19 protein-coding genes and 1 pseudogene are annotated in these 21664 nt (G+C 71.1%); 6 read left to right on the forward strand and 14 right to left on the reverse strand.

Annotated elements, in window-relative coordinates:
* Nucleotides 1-9: 9 nt before the first annotated feature.
* The 8 genes from HW837_RS07480 to HW837_RS07515 all read right to left on the reverse strand — a co-directional run bounded on the left by HW837_RS07480 (nt 10) and on the right by HW837_RS07515 (nt 9141).
* Nucleotides 10-1389, reverse strand: coding sequence for a Gfo/Idh/MocA family protein (locus HW837_RS07480; protein ID WP_093790066.1), 1380 nt, complete (start codon nt 1387-1389; stop codon nt 10-12).
* 134 nt (nt 1390-1523) lie between these two features.
* The gene (locus HW837_RS07485) at nt 1524-2561 is read right to left on the reverse strand and encodes a substrate-binding domain-containing protein (protein WP_045556658.1); all 1038 of its coding nucleotides are present in this window, start codon (nt 2559-2561) and stop codon (nt 1524-1526) included.
* Nucleotides 2562-2597: 36 nt separating this feature from the next.
* The gene (locus HW837_RS07490; protein ID WP_045556657.1) at nt 2598-3617 is read right to left on the reverse strand and encodes an ABC transporter permease; all 1020 of its coding nucleotides are present in this window, start codon (nt 3615-3617) and stop codon (nt 2598-2600) included.
* Complete coding sequence (locus HW837_RS07495) at nt 3614-5155, reverse strand: sugar ABC transporter ATP-binding protein (RefSeq protein WP_045556656.1); 1542 nt, start codon at nt 5153-5155, stop codon at nt 3614-3616. Before HW837_RS07495 ends, HW837_RS07490 begins: the two co-directional genes overlap by 4 nt.
* Nucleotides 5156-5295: 140 nt before the next feature.
* Nucleotides 5296-6477 carry an ROK family transcriptional regulator gene (locus tag HW837_RS07500; protein WP_045556655.1) on the reverse strand — a complete coding sequence of 394 codons (1182 nt, stop codon included), beginning with the start codon at nt 6475-6477 and terminating at the stop codon, nt 5296-5298.
* Nucleotides 6478-6718: 241 nt separating this feature from the next.
* On the reverse strand, nt 6719-7393 hold the full coding sequence (locus tag HW837_RS07505; protein ID WP_045556654.1) for a GntR family transcriptional regulator: 675 nt from the start codon (nt 7391-7393) through the stop codon (nt 6719-6721).
* Nucleotides 7394-7563: 170 nt separating this feature from the next.
* The gene (locus HW837_RS07510; RefSeq protein WP_045556653.1) at nt 7564-8502 is read right to left on the reverse strand and encodes a beta-ketoacyl-ACP synthase III; all 939 of its coding nucleotides are present in this window, start codon (nt 8500-8502) and stop codon (nt 7564-7566) included.
* 165 nt (nt 8503-8667) lie between these two features.
* Complete coding sequence (locus HW837_RS07515) at nt 8668-9141, reverse strand: hypothetical protein (RefSeq protein ID WP_193379885.1); 474 nt, start codon at nt 9139-9141, stop codon at nt 8668-8670.
* 156 nt (nt 9142-9297) lie between these two features.
* Here HW837_RS07515 and HW837_RS07520 point away from each other — a divergent pair, with 156 nt between their 5' ends.
* Nucleotides 9298-10263, forward strand: a complete 966-nt coding sequence (locus HW837_RS07520; RefSeq protein ID WP_052682843.1) for a M23 family metallopeptidase — start codon at nt 9298-9300, stop codon at nt 10261-10263.
* A gap of 34 nt (nt 10264-10297) precedes the next feature.
* Here HW837_RS07520 and HW837_RS07525 read toward each other — a convergent pair.
* The 3 genes and pseudogenes from HW837_RS07525 to HW837_RS07535 form a co-directional block, all read right to left on the reverse strand.
* Nucleotides 10298-11239: pseudogene (locus HW837_RS07525) on the reverse strand (serine/threonine-protein kinase); the annotation flags it as partial.
* Nucleotides 11236-12099, reverse strand: coding sequence for a serine/threonine protein kinase (locus tag HW837_RS07530; RefSeq protein ID WP_237270035.1), 864 nt, complete (start codon nt 12097-12099; stop codon nt 11236-11238). The pseudogene HW837_RS07525 and the gene HW837_RS07530, both read right to left, overlap by 4 nt.
* 306 nt (nt 12100-12405) lie before the next feature.
* Complete coding sequence (locus tag HW837_RS07535) at nt 12406-13029, reverse strand: hypothetical protein (RefSeq protein WP_193379883.1); 624 nt, start codon at nt 13027-13029, stop codon at nt 12406-12408.
* Between the two features lie 290 nt (nt 13030-13319).
* On the opposite strand from HW837_RS07535, the gene HW837_RS07540 reads away from it, so the two are divergent.
* Nucleotides 13320-13868 carry a YciI family protein gene (locus HW837_RS07540; protein ID WP_045556649.1) on the forward strand — a complete coding sequence of 183 codons (549 nt, stop codon included), beginning with the start codon at nt 13320-13322 and terminating at the stop codon, nt 13866-13868.
* Between the two features lie 52 nt (nt 13869-13920).
* On the opposite strand, the gene HW837_RS07545 is transcribed toward HW837_RS07540, so the two are convergent.
* Entirely contained in the window at nt 13921-14913 is a 993-nt protein-coding gene (locus HW837_RS07545; protein ID WP_045556648.1) for a glycosyltransferase family 2 protein, read from the reverse strand.
* A gap of 100 nt (nt 14914-15013) precedes the next feature.
* Between HW837_RS07545 and HW837_RS07550 the strand changes: the two genes are divergently transcribed.
* Together HW837_RS07550 and HW837_RS07555 are read left to right on the forward strand one after the other, a co-directional pair.
* On the forward strand, nt 15014-15484 hold the full coding sequence (locus HW837_RS07550) for a GtrA family protein (protein WP_045556647.1): 471 nt from the start codon (nt 15014-15016) through the stop codon (nt 15482-15484).
* A 37-nt stretch (nt 15485-15521) separates the two neighbouring features.
* Nucleotides 15522-16961, forward strand: a complete 1440-nt coding sequence (locus HW837_RS07555) for a hypothetical protein (protein ID WP_093790072.1) — start codon at nt 15522-15524, stop codon at nt 16959-16961.
* A 59-nt stretch (nt 16962-17020) separates the two neighbouring features.
* On the opposite strand, the gene HW837_RS07560 is transcribed toward HW837_RS07555, so the two are convergent.
* Entirely contained in the window at nt 17021-17158 is a 138-nt protein-coding gene (locus HW837_RS07560; protein ID WP_177261885.1) for an MFS transporter small subunit, read from the reverse strand.
* Nucleotides 17124-18458 (reverse strand): OFA family MFS transporter, encoded by a 1335-nt coding sequence (locus HW837_RS07565; protein ID WP_045556645.1) that lies wholly within the window; start codon nt 18456-18458, stop codon nt 17124-17126. The genes HW837_RS07560 and HW837_RS07565 overlap by 35 nt, the downstream gene beginning before the upstream one ends.
* A gap of 272 nt (nt 18459-18730) precedes the next feature.
* Here HW837_RS07565 and HW837_RS07570 point away from each other — a divergent pair, with 272 nt between their 5' ends.
* Nucleotides 18731-19702 (forward strand): 2-dehydropantoate 2-reductase, encoded by a 972-nt coding sequence (locus tag HW837_RS07570; RefSeq protein WP_045556644.1) that lies wholly within the window; start codon nt 18731-18733, stop codon nt 19700-19702.
* On the forward strand, nt 19699-21663 hold the full coding sequence (locus HW837_RS07575; protein WP_193379882.1) for a molybdopterin oxidoreductase family protein: 1965 nt from the start codon (nt 19699-19701) through the stop codon (nt 21661-21663). Before HW837_RS07570 ends, HW837_RS07575 begins: the two co-directional genes overlap by 4 nt.
* Nucleotide 21664: the final 1 nt, after the last annotated feature.

The following is a 21664-nucleotide window of genomic DNA, read 5'->3' on the forward strand; positions in this document are numbered from 1 at the left end:
CGGGTCTCCTCAGACCGCTGTGGGGGTGTGTGACGGCGAGTGGGACGGGAAGTGGGTCGGGGTGTAGACGGAGTTCTTCTCGGCGCTCTCCTCGACCGCCGCAAGCACCCGCTGCACCTGGAGCCCGTCGGCGAACGACGGCTCGGGCCGCCGGCCCGCCGCGACGGCGTGCACCAGGTCGCGGGCCTGGTGGACGAAGGTGTGCTCGTACCCGAGGCCGTGTCCGGGCGGCCACCAGGCGTCGAGGTAGGGGTGGTCGGGCTCGGTGACGAGGATGCGGCGGAAGCCGGCGTGGGCGGCGGGCTCGGTGTGGTCGTGGTAGGCGAGTTCGTTGAGCCGTTCCAGGTCGAAGGCCAACGAGCCGCGCTCGCCGTTGAGTTCGATGCGCAGGGCGTTCTTGCGGCCGGTGGCGAAGCGGGTGGCCTCGAAGGAGGCGACGGCTCCGGAGGCGAAGCGACCGGTGAACAGGGCCGTGTCGTCGACGGTGACCGCGCCGCGCCCGGCGGTGCCCCCGGAGGACGCCAGACCGCTGGACACCCCGGCCGGCAGCGGCCGTTCGCGGACGAAGGTCTCCATCAGCGCGGACACCCCGACCACCGGCTCCCCCGCCAGGTACTGCGCGAGGTCGACGATGTGGGCGCCGAGGTCGCCGAGGGCCCCGGAGCCGGCGGACTCCTTGCGCAGCCGCCAGGTCAGCGGGAACTCCGGGTCCACGAGCCAGTCCTGGAGGTACGTCACCCGTACGTGCCGCAGGGCGCCCAGCCGGCCGTCGGCGACCATGCGGCGGGCGAGCGCGGTGGCGGGCACCCGGCGGTAGTTGAAGCCGACCATGGCCAACTGGCCGCGCGTGTGAGCCTCTTCGGCCGCCTCGGCCATCTCCTCGGCCTCCGCGACGGTGTTCGCGAGGGGTTTCTCGCAGAGCACGTGCTTGCCGGCGGCCAGCGCGGCGAGGGCGATCTCGGCGTGGCTGTCGCCGGGGGTGCAGATGTCCACGAGGTCGATGTCGTCGCGGGCGATCAGCTGCCGCCAGTCGGTCTCCGTCTCCGCCCACCCGTGCCGGTCCGCCATGGCCCGCACCGCGTCGCCGTCCCGCCCGCAGACGGCGGCGAGCACGGGGGTGAGCGGCAGGTCGAAGACCCGTCCCGCCGTGCGCCACCCCTGCGAGTGCGCGGCCCCCATGAAGGCGTAGCCGACCATCCCGACCCGCAGCCGCGGCTGGTCCGTCCCCCCGGCGAGCCCGGCGGGCCACACCCCGGCGCGCGGACCGTCGCCGGCCGTCACGGCGGTGGTCGGGGCCGCGGCACCGGGAGGGGTGCCGGCCCCCGCGTCGGGCCCCGGCGCCCCTGACTCCTCCGCCCCGGCCTGGTCGGGCTGCTGCGGCTGTCCCATGCGTGTGTCCTCCTCGTGGTGGCGCGGTGGGGGGTGCGGCCCGGCCCGGTGGTCCGGGACCGTCTCCTGGGCGGCCCCGGTCCCGGGTCCCGGTCGGGTCCGCGGTCCCGGTGGGGTCCGTCGGGCGGGACCCGTCACTTGAAGCCGGTGGCCATGTACTGGTCGACGTTGTCCTTGTCGACGACGGCCGAGTACAGCGTCAGCGTGGACGGGATCTCGAACTCGGCGAGGCCGCTCACCCCCTTGCCCTGGCCGAGGGCGCGGGCGAGGTCGATCGCGGAGGCGGCCATGGTCGGCGGGTAGAGGACGGTCGCCTTGAGCACCCCGTCGTCCTTCTTGATCGCCTGGAACGCGGAGAGCGCGCCCGCGCCCCCGACCATCAGGAAGTCGTCGCGCCCGGCCTGCTCGATGGCGCGCAGCGCGCCGACGCCCTGGTCGTCGTCGTGGTTCCACAACGCGTCGAAGTCCGACTGGGCCTGGAGGAGTTGGGCCATCTTGGCCTGCCCGGACTCGACGGTGAACTCGGCGGCCTGCCGGGCGACCTTCTTGATGTTCGGGTAGTTCTTCAGGGCGTCGTCGAAGCCCTTGGTGCGCTGCTTGGTCAGCTCCAGGTTGTCGAGCCCGGCGAGCTCGATGACCCGGGCCTCGCCCTTGTCCTTGAGCTTCTCGCCGATGTAGTGGCCGGCGTTGAGGCCCATGCCGTAGTTGTCGCCGCCGATCCAGCAGCGGTACGCCTGCGGGGAGTTGAAGATCCGGTCGAGGTTGACGACGGGGATGCCGGCCCGCATCGCCTTGAGCCCGACCTGGGTGAGCGCCTTGCCGTCGGCGGGCAGCACGACCAGGACGTCGACCTTCTTGTTGATGAGGGTCTCGATCTGCCCGATCTGCTGGGCGGTGTCGTTCGAGCCCTCGGTGATCTCCAGGGTGACGTCCTCGTACCGCTCGGCGCGGCTCTTGGCGTTCTGGTTGATCGCGTTGAGCCAGCCGTGGTCGGCCTGCGGTCCGGCGAAGCCGATGGTGACCGCCTTGCCGGGCTTGTCGTCGGCGGCCGGCTGGTCGTCGGCTGCCGGGGCGTCCTTGGTCTCGTTGCTGGTGCAACCCACGAGGAGGGCGCCGGCCGAGACGGCGGCGGTCCCGAAGAGCAGTCCTCTGCGGCTGGTGAACTCAGGCATGGCGGTGGACCTTTCGCGTGTCGGCTCTTCGGTGGGTCAGGTGGTGCTGGCCGTGCGTCGCTGGACCAGGACCGCGGCGACGATGATCGCGCCCTTGGCGATCTGCTGGACGTCGCTCTGCAGGTTGTTGAGCGCGAAGATGTTGGTGATCGTGGTGAAGATCAGGACGCCGAGGACGGAGCCGGTGATGGTGCCCCGGCCGCCGCTGAGCAGGGTGCCGCCGATGATCGCGGCGGCGATGGCGTCGAGTTCGTAGAGGTTGCCGTTGGTGTTCTGGCCCGAGCCGGACAGCACGATCAGCAGGAAGGCGGCGATGCCGCAGCACAGCCCGGAGAGCAGGTACAGATAGAGCCGCTGGCGGCGGACGTCGATGCCCGCGAGCCGGGCCGCCTCCGCGTTGCCGCCGACGGCGACCGTGCGCCGGCCGAAGGTCGTGCGGTTCAGCACGAGCCAGCCGATGATCGTCACGAGTGCGAAGACCAGGACGAGCGGCGGGATGCCGAGGACATAGGCGTCGCGTTCGCCGAGGTCGAGGATGGCGTCGACGGTCACGACCTGGGTGCTGCCGTCGGTGATCTGCAGGGCGAGCCCGCGGGCCGAGGCGAGCATGGCGAGGGTGGCGATGAAGGGGACCATTCCGCCGTACGCGATGAGCAGTCCGTTCACCAGGCCGCAGCCGACGCCGACGATCACCGCCGTGAAGAGAATGCCGGCGAAGCCGTACTCCTGCGTGGCGACGGTCGTGGCCCAGACCGAGGCCAGGGCGACGATCGCGCCGACGGACAGGTCGATGCCGCCGGAGGTGATGACGAAGGTCATGCCGACGGTGACGACACCGATCACCGAGGCCTGGGTGAGCACGAGTTGGAGGTTGCGGGTGTCGAGGAACTCGTCGGGCTTGGTGACACCGCCGATGAGGATCAGCGCGGCGAGGACGCCGAGGAGGGAGAGCGTGCGGACGTCGGCCCGGAACAGCGTGGTCCGCCAGGCCGGGGGCCCGCTCGCCGCGGGGGCCTTGTCGATGCTGTCCCTGGGCGGGGACACGGGCTGGGTCATGACGCCGGGCTCCCTTCTGTGGCCACGGGGCTTCCTTCCATGACGAGGTCGAGGACTCGGTGTTCGTCGAGTTCGCGGGCGGGCGCGGTGTGCACGACCCGGCCCTCGCGCAGGACGAGCACCCGGTCGGCGAGGCCGAGGACTTCGGGCACCTCGCTGGAGACCAGCAGGACGGCGAGCCCTTCGTCGGCGAGCCGGCGGACCACGGCGTACAGCTCGGCCCGGGCTCCGACGTCGACGCCCCGGGTGGGTTCGTCGAGCAGCAGGACCCGGCAGCCGCGCAGCAGCCAGCGGGCGAGGACCGCCTTCTGTTGGTTGCCCCCGGAGAGGGTGCGGACGGGCACGGCCGGGTTGTCGGGGCGCAGGGACAGCTCGCGGGTGGTGGCCCGTGCGGCACGGTGTTCGGCGCCCCGGTCGATCCAGCCGACGCGCGCGAAGCGCGACATCGACGACACGGAGACGTTCCTGGTGACGGACTCCAGCATCAGCAGCGCCTGCGCCTTGCGCTCCTCGGGGGCGAGCCCGAGCCCGGCCCGTACGGCGGCCCGCACACTGCCGAGCCTCAACTGCCGTCCGTCGACGCTGACCTGACCGGCCGTGGGCTTCCGGGCGCCGTAGATCGTCTCCAGGATCTCCGAGCGTCCCGAGCCGACGAGTCCGGCGAGCCCGACGATCTCGCCGGGCCGCACCTGGAGGTCGAACGGCTCGAACTCCCCGGCGCGCGCCAGTCCCCGCACCTCCAGGACGGGCGCGGCCTCGGCCGGGGGCGCGGGCGGCCGGTCGGGGAAGACGTACTCGACGTTGCGCCCGGTCATCAGTGCCACGACCTCGCGCGTCGGGGTGGACTTCGCGGGCAGCCCGCCCGCCACGGCCCGCCCGTCCTTCAGTACGGTCACCCGGTCGCCGATCCGGCGGATCTCCTCCAGGCGGTGCGAGATGTAGACGACGGCCACTCCGTCGGCGGTCAGGTCGCCGACGATCCGGAAGAGGTTGTCGACCTCGTCCGGGTCGAGCGCGGCCGACGGCTCGTCCATCACGATCAGCCGTACGTCGTGGGAGAGCGCCCGGGCCATGGAGACGATCTGCTGCTGGGCGGCGGACAGGTCGCCCACGAGCCGCCCCGGATCGACCTCGGGGTGCCCAAGTCGTTTGAGAAGAGCGGCAGTCGAGGCACGCGCCGCCTTGCCCCGTACGACGAAGCCGGCGGCGGTGGGCTCGTGTCCGAGGTGGACGTTCTCGGCCACCGACAGGCCTTCGACCAGGTCGAGTTCCTGGTAGATGGTGGCGATGCCGAGGCGCATGGCGGCGATCGGGGACTTCAGGGTGACGGGTTCGCCCCGCCAGGTGATGGTGCCGTCGTCGGGCTGGTGGGCGCCGGCCAGGACCTTGATCAGGGTGGATTTCCCGGCGCCGTTCTGGCCGAGCAGACAGTGGACCTCGCCGGCCTGGACGTCGAGGTCGACGCCGTCCAGGGCCCGGACTCCGGGGAACGACTTGGTGATGCCGGACATGGTGAGCAGCGGTAATTCTGGTGCCATGAGTTCCCCTTGGCGGGCGTGCGGGCCGGTTGCAGGGCGAATCCGCCTGCGGGCAGGCGTTTCGGGCAGGGCGAGGCAGAGCGCTGTGCTGGTGGGGCCCGGGCGGAGGAGTGCCTAGGCGGTGGCGAACGTAAGAGGGCTCACGCGGGTGAGAACAGGTGGTCGCTGATGAGGCGGGCCGCGCCGATGACTCCGGCGGTGGGCCCCAACTCCCCCAGCACGATGGGCAGATTGCCGGTCGCGAGGGGCAGTGACTGACGGTAGACCTGGGTGCGGATGGCGGCGAGCAGGGTGTGGCCGAGGCCGGTCACCCCACCGCCGATCACCACCAGGCCGGGGTTGAAGAAGCTGACGAGTCCGGCGATGACCTGGCCGGTGCGGTTGCCGCCCTCGCGGATCAGGTCGAGCGCGGTGGCGTCGCCGGCGGCGGCCGCGGCGGCCACGTCGACGGCGCTCAGGGTGCCGTTGATCTCCAGACGCGAGGCGAGTTCCGCCGAAAGTCCCTGCTGGGCGGCTTCCCTGGCGTCGCGGGCGAGCGCGGCGCCGCTGAAGTGGGCCTCCAGACAGCCCCGGTTGCCGCAGGCGCAGGGGCGGCCGTCCGGTACGGCGAGGATGTGGCCGATGTCGCCGGCGCTGCCCGTCGTACCGCGGTGGACCTCACCGCCGACGACGATGCCGCAGCCGATGCCGGTGCCGATCTTGACGCAGAGGAAGTCGCCCACGGAACGGGCCACGCCCGCGTGCTGCTCCCCCATCGCCATCAGGTTCACGTCGTTGTCGACCATGACGGGGCAGCCGAGTTCCTGGCTGAGCGCCTCGCGGACGGGGAAGCCGTCCCAGCCCGGCATGATCGGCGGGGCGACCGGGACGCCCTCCGGGAAGCGGACCGGTCCGGGGACGCCGATGCCGGCGCCGTCGAACCCTTCCGCGAGCCCGGAGGCCCTCAGCTTGGCCGCCATGGACAGCACCTGCTCGAAGACGGCGACCGGGCCTTCCCGTACGTCCATCGGCTGGTTGATGTGCCCGAGGATCTCCAACTCGGCGTTGGTGACGGCCACGTCGATGGAGGTGGCGCCGATGTCGACGCCGAGGAAGCGCAGTTGGGGAGCGAGCCGGATGTTGTGCGACCGGCGGCCACCGCGCGAGGCGGCGAGCCCGTCGGCCACGACCAGTCCCGTCTCCAGGAGCCGGTCCACCTCCACGGCCAGCTTCGACCGCGAGAGATCCACCCGATCCCCCAGCTGGGCACGCGAGTTGGGCCCTCCGTCCCGCAACAGCCGCAGCAGCCGTGCCTGGTGCGCGTTCGCGGGTCGAGCCGTCATACGTCTCACAAGCCCCTCCCCGCCTCATCGGCACCGCCGTGCTTGGCTTTCGAGGGGAACGTAGCAGCGGCTGCCGGGCCTGGGAAGAAGTTGCGCAGCAATTGGCCCTCACTTTCTCCACTGAGTGGACAAAGAAGGGCCGCCGCAAGGGTGAAACAGAGGGACGACCGTAGGTCCGTCGTGGCCGGTCGCGCGGTTGCCCGCGCCCCTGACGGGGCGCGGCCTCCACCACCGAGCCCCGCTACTTCTCCCGCTCGTGGTACGTCTTCCGCGTGTGCTCCGTGTGCGCCCGCATGACCTCGGTCGCGCGGGACTCGTCGCGGGCGGAGATGGCGGCGATCAGGTCCCGGTGTTCGATCCAGGACTGGTGGCCGCGTCGGCGGGCGACGGGGGTGTAGTACCAGCGGACGCGGCGGTCGACCTGCGCGGCGAGTTCGGCGAGGACCGTGTTGCCGGCCAGTTCCATGACCTTGGCGTGGAAGCGGGCGTTGAGGGCTACGGCGGCGTCGACGTCGTCGGCCTCGACGGCTCGCTCCCCCTCCGCGCAGAGCTCCTCCAGGGCCGTGATCCCCGCCGTGCCGGCGTTCGCCGCGGCGAGACGGGCGGCCTCGGCCTCCAACAGGGTGCGGACGGTGAGGAGTTGGTCGGCCTCCGCCTCCGTCGGCTCGTGCACGAACGCGCCCTGGGCGGGCCGGAGATCGACCCACCCCTCGGTGTTGAGCCGCTGGAGGGCCTCGCGCACGGGCTGCCGGGACACCCCGAGGTGCCCGGCGAGTTCGCTCTCGACGAGGTGCTGACCGGGGCGCAGCGCGCGCGTGGTGATGAGTTCGAGCAGGGCCTCGTAGACACGGTCACGGAGTGGACCGGGGCGTTCGAGCTTGGGCACGGCCCCTTGCGGTAGTCCTGCCGACAACATCGCGATCCCCCTCCAGAGCGCCACCGGGCACTGCACACGGAAAGCCGGCCAGAGGCGCAGTCCGAGGCCAGTATGGATTGTCTTTCGTCTACAGTCTACGGCCCACAATTTCCAGCCCGATGGAGGGTCGGACTCGTCACACCGCCGTCACCGCGCCGTGAACGCCCTGCTCAGGGGCAGCGGACCACCTGTCCGGCGTACGACAGGTTGCCGCCGAAGCCGAACAGCAGGACGGGGTCGCCGGAGGTGATCTCGCCGCGTTCGACGAGCTTGGAGAAGGCGAGGGGGATGCTGGCGGCCGAGGTGTTGCCGGAGTCGACGACATCCCGGGCGACGACGGCGTTCACCGCGCCGATCTTCTCGGCGAGGGGCTCGATGATGCGCAGGTTGGCCTGGTGCAGGACGACCGCGGCGAGGTCGGTGGGCGCGAGCCCGGCCTTCTCGCAGGCCGCACGGGCGTGGGCCGGCAGCTTGGTGGTGGCCCAGCGGTAGACGCTCTGCCCCTCCTGCGCGAAGCGCGCGGGCGTGCCCTCGATCCGTACGGCGTTGCCCATCTCGGGCACCGAACCCCACAGCACCGGCCCGATGCCGGGCTCCTCGGCCGCCTCGACGACGGCCGCGCCCGCCCCGTCGCCGACGAGGACACAGGTCGTACGGTCGGTCCAGTCGGCGACCTCGGACATCTTGTCGGCGCCGATGACGAGCGCGCGGGTGGCGGCGCCGGCCCGCACGGCGTGGTCGGCGGTGGCGAGGGCGTGGGTGAACCCGGCGCAGACGACGTTGACGTCCATGGCGGCCGGGTTCGGGATGGAGAGCCGGTGCGCGACCCGGGCCGCCATGTTCGGGGAGCGGTCGACGGCGGTGGAGGTGGCGACCACGACGAGGTCGATGGCCTCCGGACCGAGTCCGGCGGCGGCGAGCGCCTTGGCGGCGGCGTGCCCGGCCAGCTCGTCCACCGGCTCGTCGGGTCCCGCGATGTGCCGGGTGCGGATGCCCACTCGGCTCGTGATCCACTCGTCACTGGTGTCGACCAGGCCCGCCAGATCCTCGTTGGTGAGGACCTTGGCGGGCTGGTAGTGGCCGACGGCGGCGATCCGCGAGCCGTTCATGGGTGGTTCCCCTCGTTGCCTGTGGTCAGCGGGATTCACCAGTCTGATCAGTGACTCACGGGTACGAGGGCGGGTGAGGCGACAGTAAAGCACGGCCCGAGTTGTGGGCTTCTGTCAGAGCCGCGACGAGTTCCGGCATGAACAGCGTGCCCGGGGCGATGTGCCTCAGCAGAGATCGAGGCGGTCGAAGTCGTACGTCTCGTGGTTCGCGACCTCGTGCCTCGTGTTGTCCGCCGGGATGTAGGTCTCGTACCTGGGCCCCCAGAAATGGACTTGGGCTCCGCCGGTCTGGTGGTTGACGACAGCAAGCGCGTCGATGAAGTTCGAGAGCGACCGCGTATCGCACTTGTACAGCTGGAAGATGCTGTGTTTGCCGTCGCCCTGGCCGACCGAGACGCAGGCGATTCCGTTTCGCGCGGCGCAATAGTCCAGCTTTATGTTCCGAGTGAGACTCGACACATCCCGCTCCACCGACTCGCCCGAGAACAGCGGATAGATCTCCGGAGTCCAGGCGGTCACTCCGGCCGTGTCGTTCGATGCCGCCTGTGCCGGTGCCTGCGCCGCCAGCGGAAGGGCCACCGCCGCGATCATCGTCACGATGATCGCGGCCGCCCGCTTCCTGATGCTGCTGAATCGCATGTGTTCTCCTCCGTGGTCGCAACCGATGCGGTTCGCAAGCTAGCCGTGAGACGGCGCGGCAGGGCATCCGGAACATGCGGGGGTACCTGTCCCCGCCGCATCGGGCACCGTGGCGACCTGACAGCAGGGGTTCGGTGACAGGAGGGGTGGGGTTTCATGCGGTTCCGACGAGGGAGAGGTCCGGGCCGGGGGGCCGCGGCTCTGGCCGTGTTCGCGGCGCTCTTGACGACTCTGGTGGCGACGGCACCGGCCACGTCCGCAGCGCCGGGGGCCGCGCGCTCGGCGTCCGCGGCAGCGGCTGCCAGGCCCGACTTCAAACTGCCCTTCGCCTGCGGGGAGACGTGGCAGTTGCAGACGTATCCGGGGCACGCGCCCGACGACAAGAAACTCGACATGTACCGGGTGGGCGGGAACACCCTCGGCGCCCCGGTGGCCGCGTCCGCGGCCGGCACGGTCACCGAGTGGTTCGAGCCGGGCGGCCTGGAGATCAACCACGGCAACGGCTGGTTCACTGTCTATCTGCACATGGACCGCAGAGACGTACGCGTCGGGCAGCAGGTCGCCTCCGGGGCCACGCTCGGGCGGCTGGGCCTGGTCGGTACCACCTCGGCCCACCTGCACTACGAGCAGCTGTACGACACCAACGGGGACAACAACGGCGAGAACGACGAGATAGTCCACCCGGTGATCCAGGGCACCGAGTACCGGCTGTCGCCGAACGGCACTTTCCCCCAGGTGACCAGCACCAACGCCTGCGGCAGCGGAGGCGGGGGCGGAGGTGGTGGCGGCGAACCCGCGCGGTACTGGGTGGACACCTTCGCCGACGCGACCGGTTACACCGCCGTCGACTGCGTCGGCGACACCAGGCCCGCCTGCGCGCCTCAGGGCAAGTTGTACAAGGGCACCAACTACGTCCTGTGCAAGAAGCTGGGGGACAAGGTCGAGGCGGGCACCTCGTTCAACCACTACTGGCTGCTGACGGACCTCGACGAGGTGGTGCCCGGTGGGAAGGGCCGCGCCTATGTGTCGGCGTACCACCTCGAGCGCTGGGGGAACGACGAGGCGAAGGACAACGACGGCGTGGTGATCCGCACCTGCCGGTCCGACGAAGTTCCCAGGTGACCTCTCAGCAACCGGCGGACGCCACCGGCGCCCTCCGCATCCGGGTGAGCAGGCTCTCCGCGGTGTGGACGGCGCGCCGGGCGTGGGTCGGCGCCAGGCAGTCGGCGGCCAGCTCGCGCCAGGCGGAAGGCACGGCGTCGTCCAGCCGCAGCGGCGCGCGCCCATGGGCGTACTCCTGCACCGCCGCCCCGCGTGCCACCGGTGTGGCCCCGGGGAACGGTGAGGTTCCGCCGGCGAACATCTCGTGGATCATGATGCCGAGAGCCCAGATGTCGTGGCTGGGCCGCACCTGCACGCCGCGCTCGCTCAGCGGGGCTCTCCAACGCTCCGGGGGCAGATAGTCGAGGGTGCCCAGCGGCGGCATGTAGCCGTGGGTGCCGTGGGTGCTGTCCAACTCCGCGGCGAGACCGAAGTCGGAGAGCCTGGCGGAACCGTCGGCCATGATCAGTACGTTGTCGGGCTTGAGGTCGCCGTGCACCCAGTTGATGCCGTGCAGATGGGCCAGACCTTCGCAGATCTCGGTGAGGAGGAGCGCCGTCTCGGACTCCGTCGGCCCCGGGCCGTCCTGTTCGAGCAACTGGCGCACGCTGCGCTCCGCCCGCTCCATGATCAGGACGACGGCCCCGTCCAGAGCGGGGTCGCCGGGTTCGCGGAGCACGACCGAGTCGAGCATCCGGATCAGCCGTGGATGGCGGGCCCGGCGCCCGAACTCCGTTTCGCGCCGGGCGGTCTCCACGAGGGCGCGTGCCTGACGTGGGGCGAGTCCGGCGGTGGGCAGGAACTTGAGCGCGACGGCTTCCTCATGCCCGCCCCCGGACCGGGCTCGCGGTTCCTCGCCCCTCGGTCTCGCGGACCGGCCCTCGTAGACGGTTCCCCAGCCTCCGCTCGCGATCCGCTCCGCGACCTCCCAGTCGCCCACCAGGTACCCGGCCGGTAACTCGTCCGAGGGCGCGGCGGCCGGCGCGGGCGCGCTCATTCGGCGGCCGCCCTCGCCCGTACGCCTTCCGCCACGCGCGGAGGCAGCAGCCCCAGGTGCTCCTCGCGGACCAGCCCGAAGCGGAGGGCGAGCCCGACGATCGCCTCGCGCTTGCCGTTGCGGCGTGCGGCGGGTCCCGGGTCCGTGGCGGTGCCGGTGGCGGAGACCAGCCGGAGTTTCTCCTCGGCGAGGTAGTCGATGTGGGAGCTGACCGCGCGGGCGGTGAGCCCGCGGTACTCCGGGCGGTTCCTGAGACGTTCGACGATCTGGGGCGTGGTCGGCACGGCGACGGCCGACTCGTCGCGCAGCCGGGGCTCGCAGAGCGCGACCAGGATCCGGAAGTAGGTGGCGGTCTCGTCCAGGCAGTAGGCGGTGAGGGTCTGGGTCCCCCACCGGCCGCCCGCGTGTCGCGCACGGTCGGCGTCGAGGTAGACGTGATCCGGCGCGAAGACCTGGAAGCTCACCGTCGATCCCCGGGTGGGCAGGACGACCCGGGCGAACTCGAAGGGAATCGGTGCCCCCGCCCGACGCGGTGGAACGCGTAAGTACTCTCCTGCCCCTTCCGGGTTCTCCACCAAGTAGCTCTGGTTGGCACTGAAGTTGCTCAGCTGCCAGTGGTCCTCGGTCACCCGTATCTCGCCCGCCAGCCGGGAGACCGCCGGATCACCGAGCCGCACCTCCACCGGGATGTCGGCCGAACCTCGCCCGAAGCGGGCCACATCACCCGGCCCCAGCCGCAGCGTCACCGGCTCCGCACCTCGCCGCCGGCTCCCGGCGTGGCCCCCGCACTCCACCCCGTGGCCGTAACCGCTCCCGTTCCCCTGTCCGTCCCCCGGAAGGTGGATCGTCACTCCGCTCATCACTACGCCCCCTGTTCCTTGCCGCCCCGTCCCCGCCCACGTCCCCGTCCGCGCCTGTCCCTGTCTCTGTCTCTGTCTCTGTCTCTGTCTCTGTCTCTGTCTCTGTCTCTGTCTCTGTCTCTGTCTCTGTCTCTGTCTCTGTCTCTGTCCGGTGGCCCACGCAGGTGGGTTTCCCCGTGCCTCAGACGCCGCGGGTACGCGTTCCGTTCGATCTACGCCCCGGCTGTGTCCGACAGGCGTACGGGGCCGTCCTTCCGCTCCCCCTGGCGGAAGGACGGCCCCGGCCCATCTCCGGTGGCCGGCCGGTCAGTACAGCTTGTTGACGGCCGTGACCGTGGTCTTCTTGAAGGCGGCCACGGGCACGTCCGTGAAGTCACCCATCTGCCCCCACCTGACGACGGTCACCGTCCGGCCGTCCCGTCCCACCGACATCAGCGCCACGTCGTTGGCACCCCCCGACGTCTCGGTGTTCAGACCACGGACATGGGCCCCCTCCTCGACCGACAGCGAGCCGTAGTCCCGGCCCTCGGCGTCGACATCGGGCGACGCCGCCTCGATGCGGTCGGCACAGGTCCGGATCAGGTCGTCGTAGTGCTTCGCCAGAGCCTTGGCCAGGGCAGCCGTGTCCGCCACCACGGTCAGCTGCACCGCGTTGGTGTCCACGTCGGTCCGGAACTCACGGTGCCGGTACTCGTAGGACGGCACACCCTCCGTGCTCACACAGAGGCCGAGCGCCTCCGGGAATCCTTCGGTGACCGGCCCGGCGGTCCAGGACGAGGTCGGGTGCGGCGGCAGCTGCGACGCCGACAGGAACGTAGGCGCGGCCGCCTTCGGCGCGGCACCCGCCGCCGGCGCCACGAGGACCGAACCCGCCGCGAGAGCGGCGACGGCGAATGCGGTGAAAACGCTCGTCCGAATGCGCAAGGACATGGGTGTTCCCCCGTGAATGAGTGAGTGTGTGGACGTAGATGCCGCGGCGAGCCCGGCTGGTCGGCCCGGACCCGTTCGGTGCGGCCCCAGAAGCATCAGCGGTCACTACGGCCGCGCGCAACAACCGACGGCCCGACGAGCGCCATGGAACCATCCCAGCCCACCTGACCTGCACCGATATGCGGTGCCTGGGATACCGTCGCGGGCCGCGCCGGCCGCGTGGGGCCTGCGAACGGCCCCGCCGCGAAAGTCCGTTGAGATGTCGCCGTGTGTCGGGAAGGGTCGGGGCCATGGAGTACTTCTGTTACCACCGCGACCGGCCCGGCTCCCTCCCGTTGCGCGAGGAGTTGCTGGAGGAGCACTGGTCCTACATGGACGGGTACGCCAGGGAGCTGATCGCCCGCGGCCCGACCTTCGCCGCCGACGGCGAGACCCCGACCGGCAGCGTGCACATCGTCGACCTGCCCGATCCCGCCGCCGCCCGCGCGTTCGTCTTCGACGAGCCCAACTACCGGGCCGGCGCGTACCGGGACGTGCTGCTGCGCCGGTGGCGGAACCTGCTGGGGCGGACCATGTGGGAGTTCCCCGGCGGGGCGAGCGGCGGTGCCCGGTATCTGGTGCTCGGCCTGGGATCGGGACCGGCCGCCGATGTCGAGGTGCCGGCCGACCGGGACGAGCTGATCGCGTACGGGCCGCTGCTGTCCGACGACGGCGCGACCTGGCTGGGGACGGCGGTGCTGCTCAGGGCACCGGACCCGGACGCGGCGCGGGCCGTGCTGACCGCCGGCCGCTACGCCGACATCGAGGTGCACGACTGGGAGTTCGGCGGCCGCCGCTGACGGTTCGGGCCGTGTGCTCCGGGGGACGCGGGCGGTGCCGCGCCCCGGCCGGTCAGCGGCGTCCCGGGGTGTTTCTCGCGGGCACGGGGCGCGCGCCGGGCCGGGGCCCGGTGTAGCGCGGGGGGCGGCCCGGCGCCGCGTAGGCGAGGTGCACGAGCCGGGAGTGTTCCTGCCGCATGTGCATGAGGGACTCCAGGATGTACCCGACGAGCAGGACGAGCACCGCGATGGTCATGATCGCGGCGGCGAGGATCGCCGTGGGGATGCGCGGCACGGTGCCCGAGCGGATGAACTCGGCGACGACGGGGATGCCGAGGACGACCGAGACGAGGGCCAGGAGTCCCGCGACCACGGCGTGGACGAGCGAGGGCCGCTCGCGCCGGGCGAGGTCGAGGATGACCCGCAGGATGCGCCAGCCGTCCCGGAAGGTGTGCAGTTTGCTCTCGCTCCCGGCGGGCCTGACCCGGTAGTCCACCTCCACCTCGGCCGTCGGGAGCCGCAGGTGCAGCGCGTGGACGGTCATCTCGGTCTCTGTCTCGAACTGGCGGGCGAGCGCCGGGAAGGACTTCACGAAGCGGCGGGAGAAGACGCGGTAGCCGCTCAGCATGTCGGTCACGTCGTTGCCGAACAGGAACCGCACCGCGCCCGTGAGCAGCCGGTTGCCGGTCGCGTGGCCCACCCGGTAGGCGGCGCTGACCGTCTCGCGGCGGGCGCCGACCACCTGGTCGTACGGCCCTTCGAAGAGCAGGTTGACCAGATCGCGCGCCCGGGAGGCGTCATAGGTGTCGTCGCCGTCGATGAGGAGCAGGGCGTCGGCGTCGACATCGGCGAAGGCACGCCGGATGACGTTGCCCTTGCCCTTGCGCGGTTCCTCGCGGACGATCGCGCCCGCCGCACGGGCGACCTCGACCGTCCGGTCGGTGGAGGCGTTGTCGTACACATAGATGTCCGCCTCGGGGAGGGCCACCCTGAGGTCGCGCACCACCTTGCCCACGGCGGCCTCCTCGTTGTGACACGGCACGACACACGCGATCGTCGGTTGCACGGCCGCTCCTTACCTGACCCGGCGTCGGATGACGATACGAAATAATGCGTTATGGGCGCGTCCGGGCGGTCGGGGCGCGCCGGGTCGTTACTCTCGCCGGGTGCTGGTCCTCGTATCCATGGCGCTGCGTGTGCGGGACGCCGTCCGGGGCGTCTGGCGCGAGGCCGCCAAGTTCGGGGCCGTCGGGGCGCTGGCCTTCGTGGTGGACAACGGCGGCTACAACCTGCTGGTGTTCGGGCTTCCCGGCGGCACGGAGGGCGGGGTGATGGCGTCGGCCCCCGTGTGGGCCTCCGTCGTCGCGACGAGCGCGGCGGCCCTCTTCAGCTGGGCGGGGAACCGTTACTGGACCTACCGCCGGCGGCATCGCGACAGCATGACCCAGGAGCTGGCGCTGTTCCTGTTCGTGAACGCGGTCGGTGTCGCCATCACCGCGGGCACGGTCTACGCCTCGCGGCAGTTGCTCGGGCTGGAGTCGATGGGCAGCGACAACGCCGCCCGCGTGCTCGGCTGGGTCCTCGCCACCCTGTTCCGCTTCGTCACCTACCGGCGCTACGTCTTCGTCGCGCCCTGATCCGTCCCGTCCCGTCGCCGCTGTTAGCATCCGCCGCATGGGACAAAACACACCTGAACAGGGCAAAAGGCGCTGGCACTGGTGGCTGACCGCCGTCGCCGCGGCGTGCTGCCTGACCACGACCGTCGTCTTCACCCCCGGGTACATGAGTCCCGACAGCCTCGACCAGCTGCGGCAGGCCATGGGCAGGACCCCCCTGACCGACTGGCATCCGCCCGTGCTGAGCCTGGTGTGGCGCGCGCTCATCGCCGTCACCGGCACGCCCGCGGCCATGGCGGCCCTGCAGTCCCTGGTCCTGTGGGGCGCGCTGTGGGTGCTCGCCCGGTGCGTCTGGGAGCTGACGGGCAGCCGGGCCGGTTCGCTGGCCGTCCTCGGCCTCGGGCTGACACCGCCGGTGCTGACGTTCGTCGGTGTGGTGTGGAAGGACGTCCACGCGGCCTGCGCGCTGCTGGCGGCCTGCGCGGTGGCGTTCGTCGGACTGCTGCTGCGGGACCGCGGCCTCTCCGCCAGGACCCGCTGGGGCCTGCTCTGGCTGGGCGTGCTCTTCCTCTCCTACGCCGTACTCGTGCGCAAGAACGCCTTCCTCGCCGCGCTCCCGATGTTCGTCCTGCTCGTCCTCGCGCTGTGGCGCTCCCCCGGGCGCCGCACCTGGGCCGCGTGCACGGCGGCGCTGGTGGCGGCGGTCGTCGTGCCCGCCGCCGCGATCTCGTTGTTCGCCCGGCCGGTGCAGACCGACCAGGGCGCACAGATCATGCTCGACGACCTCCTGCACGTCCTGACCGTGGAGGAACTGCGCTCGGCCGACATCCGGCCGGACCTGCGGGACCGCCTGGTGGCCGCCGCCGTGGAGTGCGGCCGTGTGGGCGCGCTGTCGGACACCTACTGGGCCTGCTATCAACGCCCGGCGGACGGACTGGTCGGGGACGCGGACGAGCTGACGTCCCTGTGGCTGCGCGAGATGCGCGAGCACCCCTCCGGCTATCTCCAGTACCGGCTGCGGGTGTTCACCTCGCTGCTGTTCGAGACCGGCTACCCGTACCAGCCGGGCGTCTTCGCCAACGACCTCGGGATCGAGGTGACGCGTCCCCGGCTGGAGGCCACCCTCGCCTCGTACGTCAATGGTGCGGCCACCGATCTGAAGCCGCTCTTCCGGGGCTGGTTCTGGCTCGCCGTCGCGCTCGTGCTCGCCGTCCGTCCGGGGAAGGGGAGGTTCTCGCTGCCGATCCGGGCGCTGGGCATCAGCTCGGTGGCGTACGTGCTCGGCTATCTGCCCATCGTGCCGGCGACGAACTACCGCTACGTCTACTGGCCGGCGCTGGCCTGCGCGCTCGGCCTGGTCCTGCTCTGGCTGGACCGCGCCGGGCCGCGCCGGAGCACGGCCGGCTCCGGTGTCCGGCACGACAGCGCCGCCGTCGCGGTCCCCAGCACCGCGACGGCCCATCAGCCGACCGCCCACGAGGGCCGGTCCCCGGCGTGAGCGTGCCGATGCCGGGGGTCCCGGCATCGGCACAGCGCGGTCGGACGTGGTCGGAGCACTCAGCCGGTGAACAACTGCGTGGCCTTCCGTACGAGTTCGTACAGACCGTAGGCGAGCGGTACGCCCACCCAGATCCACGCGAGGACGATCAGGGGACGCCGGTCAGGCGGATTCGGACTGCTGTCGCTGGACGACATCGGCGGCCTCCCTCGGGGCGGGGATGTGGAAGCGGGGGTGGACGGGGCGGACCAGTTCGTTGGCGACGAAGCCGATGACGAGCAGCCCGATCATGATGAAGAAGGACGTGCCGTAGAGGTCGGAACCGGACTTGCCGGCCTCCTCCTGCCGGTCGGCGATCCAGTTGACGATCAGCGGTCCGAGGACACCGGCTGTGGACCAGGCGGTGAGCAGCCGGCCGTGGATGGCGCCGACCTGGTAGGTGCCGAAGAGGTCCTTCAGATAGGCGGGAATGGTGGCGAAGCCGCCGCCGTAGAAGGAGAGGATCACCAGGGCGCAGACGACGAACAGCGGCTTGGACGCGTCGCCGAACTGCGCGATCAGCAGATACATCAGCGCGCCGACGCCGAGGTAGACGCGGTAGATGTTCTTGCGTCCGATGAGGTCGGACGTCGAGGACCAGACGATACGGCCGGTCATGTTCGCCGCGGAGAGCAGCGCGACGAAACCGGCGGCCGCGGTGACGGTGACCGGGGTGGAGGAGTCGGCGAAGAAGTCCGTGATCATCGGGGCGGCCTTCTCCAGGATGCCGATGCCCGCGGAGACGTTCATGCAGAGGATGACCCACAGGCACCAGAACTGCGGGGTGCGGATGGCGTTGCGGGCCGAGACCTGCGGGCCCGCGAGGACGCTCGGTCCGCTGTCCACCGGCCGCTCCGTGCGCGGCACCCGGACCAGCAGCACGCCGAGCAGCATGAACACGGCGTAGGACAGGCCGTGCACCAGGAAGGCGAGGGCGATGCCGGAGGAGTCGGAGCCGAAGGACTCCAGCATCTGGGCGGACCAGGGCGAGGCGATCAGCGCACCGCCGCCGAAGCCCATGATCGCGATGCCGGTGGCCATGCCGGGCCGGTCCGGGAACCATTTGATCAGGGTCGAGACGGGCGAGATGTAGCCGATGCCGAGGCCTATGCCGCCGACGAAGCCGTAGCCGAAGACGATCAGCCAGTACTGCTCGGTGGCCGCGCCGAGGGAGGCGAGCAGGAAGCCGGAGGAGAAGCAGATCAGTGCGACGGTCATCGCCCAGCGCGGCCCGTTGCGCTCGACGAGGGTGCCGCCGAACGCGGCGGACAGGCCCAGCATGACGATGCCGAGCTGGAACGGCAGGGCGCTCTGAGTGCCGCTGAGGCCGAGGGCGGATTCGAGCGGCGGCTTGAACACGCTCCAGGCGTAGGCCTGTCCGATGGAGAGATGTACGGAGAGTGCGGCCGGGGGGACGAGCCAGCGGCTCCAGCCCGGAGGTGCGACGGGGGGACTCATGATCCCGGACGGTAGGGAGTGGCAGGGGGAGTTGAGAAGGCGGCACGTCGACCGTGTGCGATGAACGGTATCCACCGCGCGCCGAACGGTCGTTACCCCGCCCGTCCCCACCTTCGCGTACCGGCCACCTTCATGTCCGAGTAATGCCTTGCCCGGTCGTTGCGCGAAGTCTTGTCGACCCAAGTTCCATACTGTAGACAATATTTCGTCGACAACGTTCCAACAGAGCGTCATCTCCGCGGTATCCCTCGACCGAACGGAGCTCCCTCACCATGAAAGTCGCAGTTCTCGGCGCCGGTGCGATCGGTGCCTATGTCGGCGCCGCGCTCCACCGCGCCGGCGCGGACACGCATCTAGTCGCCCGTGGACCGCATCTCGCGGCCATGAGGCGGGACGGGGTGCGCGTGCTCAGCTCGCGCGGGGACTTCACCGCCCGCGCCCACGCCACCGACGACCCGGCCGAGATCGGCCCGGTCGACTTCGTGTTCCTCGGCCTCAAGGCCAACTCGTACGCGGCGTGCGGGCCGCTGATCGAGCCCCTGCTGCACGACACCACGGCGGTGATCGCCGCCCAGAACGGCATCCCCTGGTGGTACTTCCACCGGCACGGCGGCCCGCACGACGGCCACCGTGTCGAGAGCGTGGACCCCGGCGGCGCGGTCAGTGCGGTGCTCGCGCCCGAACGGGCCATCGGCTGTGTGGTCTACGCGGCCACCGAACTCGAACGACCGGGCGTCGTACGGCATCTGGAAGGCACCCGCTTCTCCATCGGCGAGCCCGACCGGAGGGTCTCGGCGCGCTGTCGGGCGTTCGGTGAGGCCATGGTCGCGGGCGGTCTGAAGTGCCCGGTGGAGCCCGACATCCGGAGCGACGTCTGGATCAAACTGCTCGGCAACATCTCGTTCAACCCGATCAGCGCCCTGGCCCGCGCGACCATGCGGCAGATGTGTCTGCACGGCGGCACCCGCAAGGTCATCGAGACGATGATGGCCGAGACGCTGGCCGTCGCCGAGGCCCTCGGCTGCGAGGTCGGGGTCTCCATCGAACGGCGGATGGCCGGCGCGGAACGCGTCGGCGACCACCGCACCTCCACGCTCCAGGACCTGGAGCGCGGCAAACCGCTGGAACTCGACGTCCTGCTTGCCGCCGTCGTCGAACTGGCGGACATCACGGGCGTCGAGGTGCCCACACTCCGCACCGTCCACGCCATCTCGGACCTGCTCGCGTTGAGGAGCGCCGCGTGAAGAACCGCCAGGACCGGCAGAATCGGCAGAATCGGCAGAATCGGCAGAATCGGCAGCCGAAGACCTACACCCGGCTCACCCATCCCCTCGTCCGCGACTCCCGCGACGAGCCCTTCCGGCAGGCGAGTTGGGAGGAGGCCCTGGACCGGGCCGCCCGCGGCATCGAGCTGGGCCGCGGCGCGTTCGGCCTGTTCTCCTGCGCCCGCGCCACCAACGAGATGAACTACGTGGCGCAGAAGTTCGCTCGCGTGGTCATGGGCACCAACAACGTCGACTCCTGCAACCGCACCTGTCACGCGCCGAGCGTGGCCGGCCTGTCGGCCGCGTTCGGATCCGGCGGCGGCACGTCGTCCTACGAGGAGATCGAGCACACCGACGTCATCGTGATGTGGGGCTCCAACGCCCGCTTCGCGCACCCGATCTTCTTCCAGCACGTGCTGAAGGGCATCCGGGGCGGTGCCCGGATGTACGCGGTCGACCCGAGGCGCACGTCCACCGCCGAGTGGGCGGAGAGCTGGCTGGGGCTGAACGTCGGCACCGACATCCCGATGGCCCACGCGATCGGCCGCGAGATCATCCACGCGGGCCTCGCCAACGAGGCGTTCATCGAGCGGGCCACCACCGGCTTCGCGGAGTACCGGGCGCTCGTCGAGCCCTGGACGCTCTCCCTCGCGGAGAAAGTGACGGGCGTACCGGCCGCCGCCATAAGGGAGTTGGCGCACGCGTACGCCCGCGCCGAGCGGGCCCAGCTGTGCTGGACGCTCGGCATCACCGAGCACCACAACGGCACCGACAACGTCCGCGCGCTGATCAACCTCTCCCTGCTGACCGGGCACGTGGGCCGCTACGCCTCCGGGTTGCAGCCGCTGCGCGGCCAGAACAACGTGCAGGGCGGCGGCGACATGGGCGCCATCCCCAACCGGCTGCCCGGCTTCCAGGACATCCTCGACCCCGAGTCCCGGCTGAAGTTCGAGTCGGCGTGGGACACCGTCATCCAGCCGCACTACGGGCTGAACCTGACGGAGATGTTCGAGGCCATGGAGGAGGGCTTCCTGAAGGCGGTGTACTGCATCGGGGAGAACCCGGCGCAGTCCGAGGCCGACAGCGAGCAGGCCGTCCGCCGCATGCGGGAGCTGGACTTCCTCGTCGTCCAGGACATCTTCCTCACGAAGACGGCCGAGCTGGCCGATGTCGTGCTGCCCGCGACCGCCGGGTGGGCGGAGACGGACGGCACGACCACCAACAGCGAACGCCGGGTCCAGCGGGTGCGCCGGGCGGTCACCCCGCCCGGGGAGGCCCGCGAGGACATCGACATCCTCTGCGACCTGGCCACACGGCTCGGGCACGAGTGGAAGTACGCCGACGCCGAGGCCGTCTGGAACGAGCTGCGGTCGGTGTCGCCGGACCACTACGGCATGACGTACGAGCGGCTGGAGGAGCACCAGGGCATCCAGTGGCCCTGCCCGGACACCGACGGCGTCGAACCGAGCTATCTGCACGGGCGGTTGTGGGATCCCGATCCGGCGAAACGGGGCAGGCTCGCGCCGTTCGGGATCGTGCGGCACGATCCGCCCGTGGACCTGACGGACGATCAGTTCCCTATCCGGCTCACCACCGGGCGGCGGCTCGACTCGTACAACACCGGTGTACAGAGCGGAGGTTACGCCTCCCCGCTGCGGCGCGGGGAGTACATCGAGCTGTGCCCGGAGGACGCGGAGCGCTACGGGGTCGTGGTGGGCGAGGAGGTCCAGGTCTCCTCGCGGCGCGGGTCGGTGACGGCGCCGGTGTGGATCGACATCGGGCTGCGGCCGGGCCTCGCCTTCATGACCATGCACTTTCCCGACGAGGTGGACACCAACCAGCTGACGATCGAGGCCAACTGCCCGATCGCGGGGACGGCGGAGTTCAAGGCGTCGGCGATCCGGATCGAGAAGCTGCCCGTCGCGACCATCGTGAGGTGAC

Source organism: Streptomyces caniscabiei (genome assembly GCF_014930365.1).
Lineage (GTDB): Bacteria > Actinomycetota > Actinomycetes > Streptomycetales > Streptomycetaceae > Streptomyces > Streptomyces caniscabiei.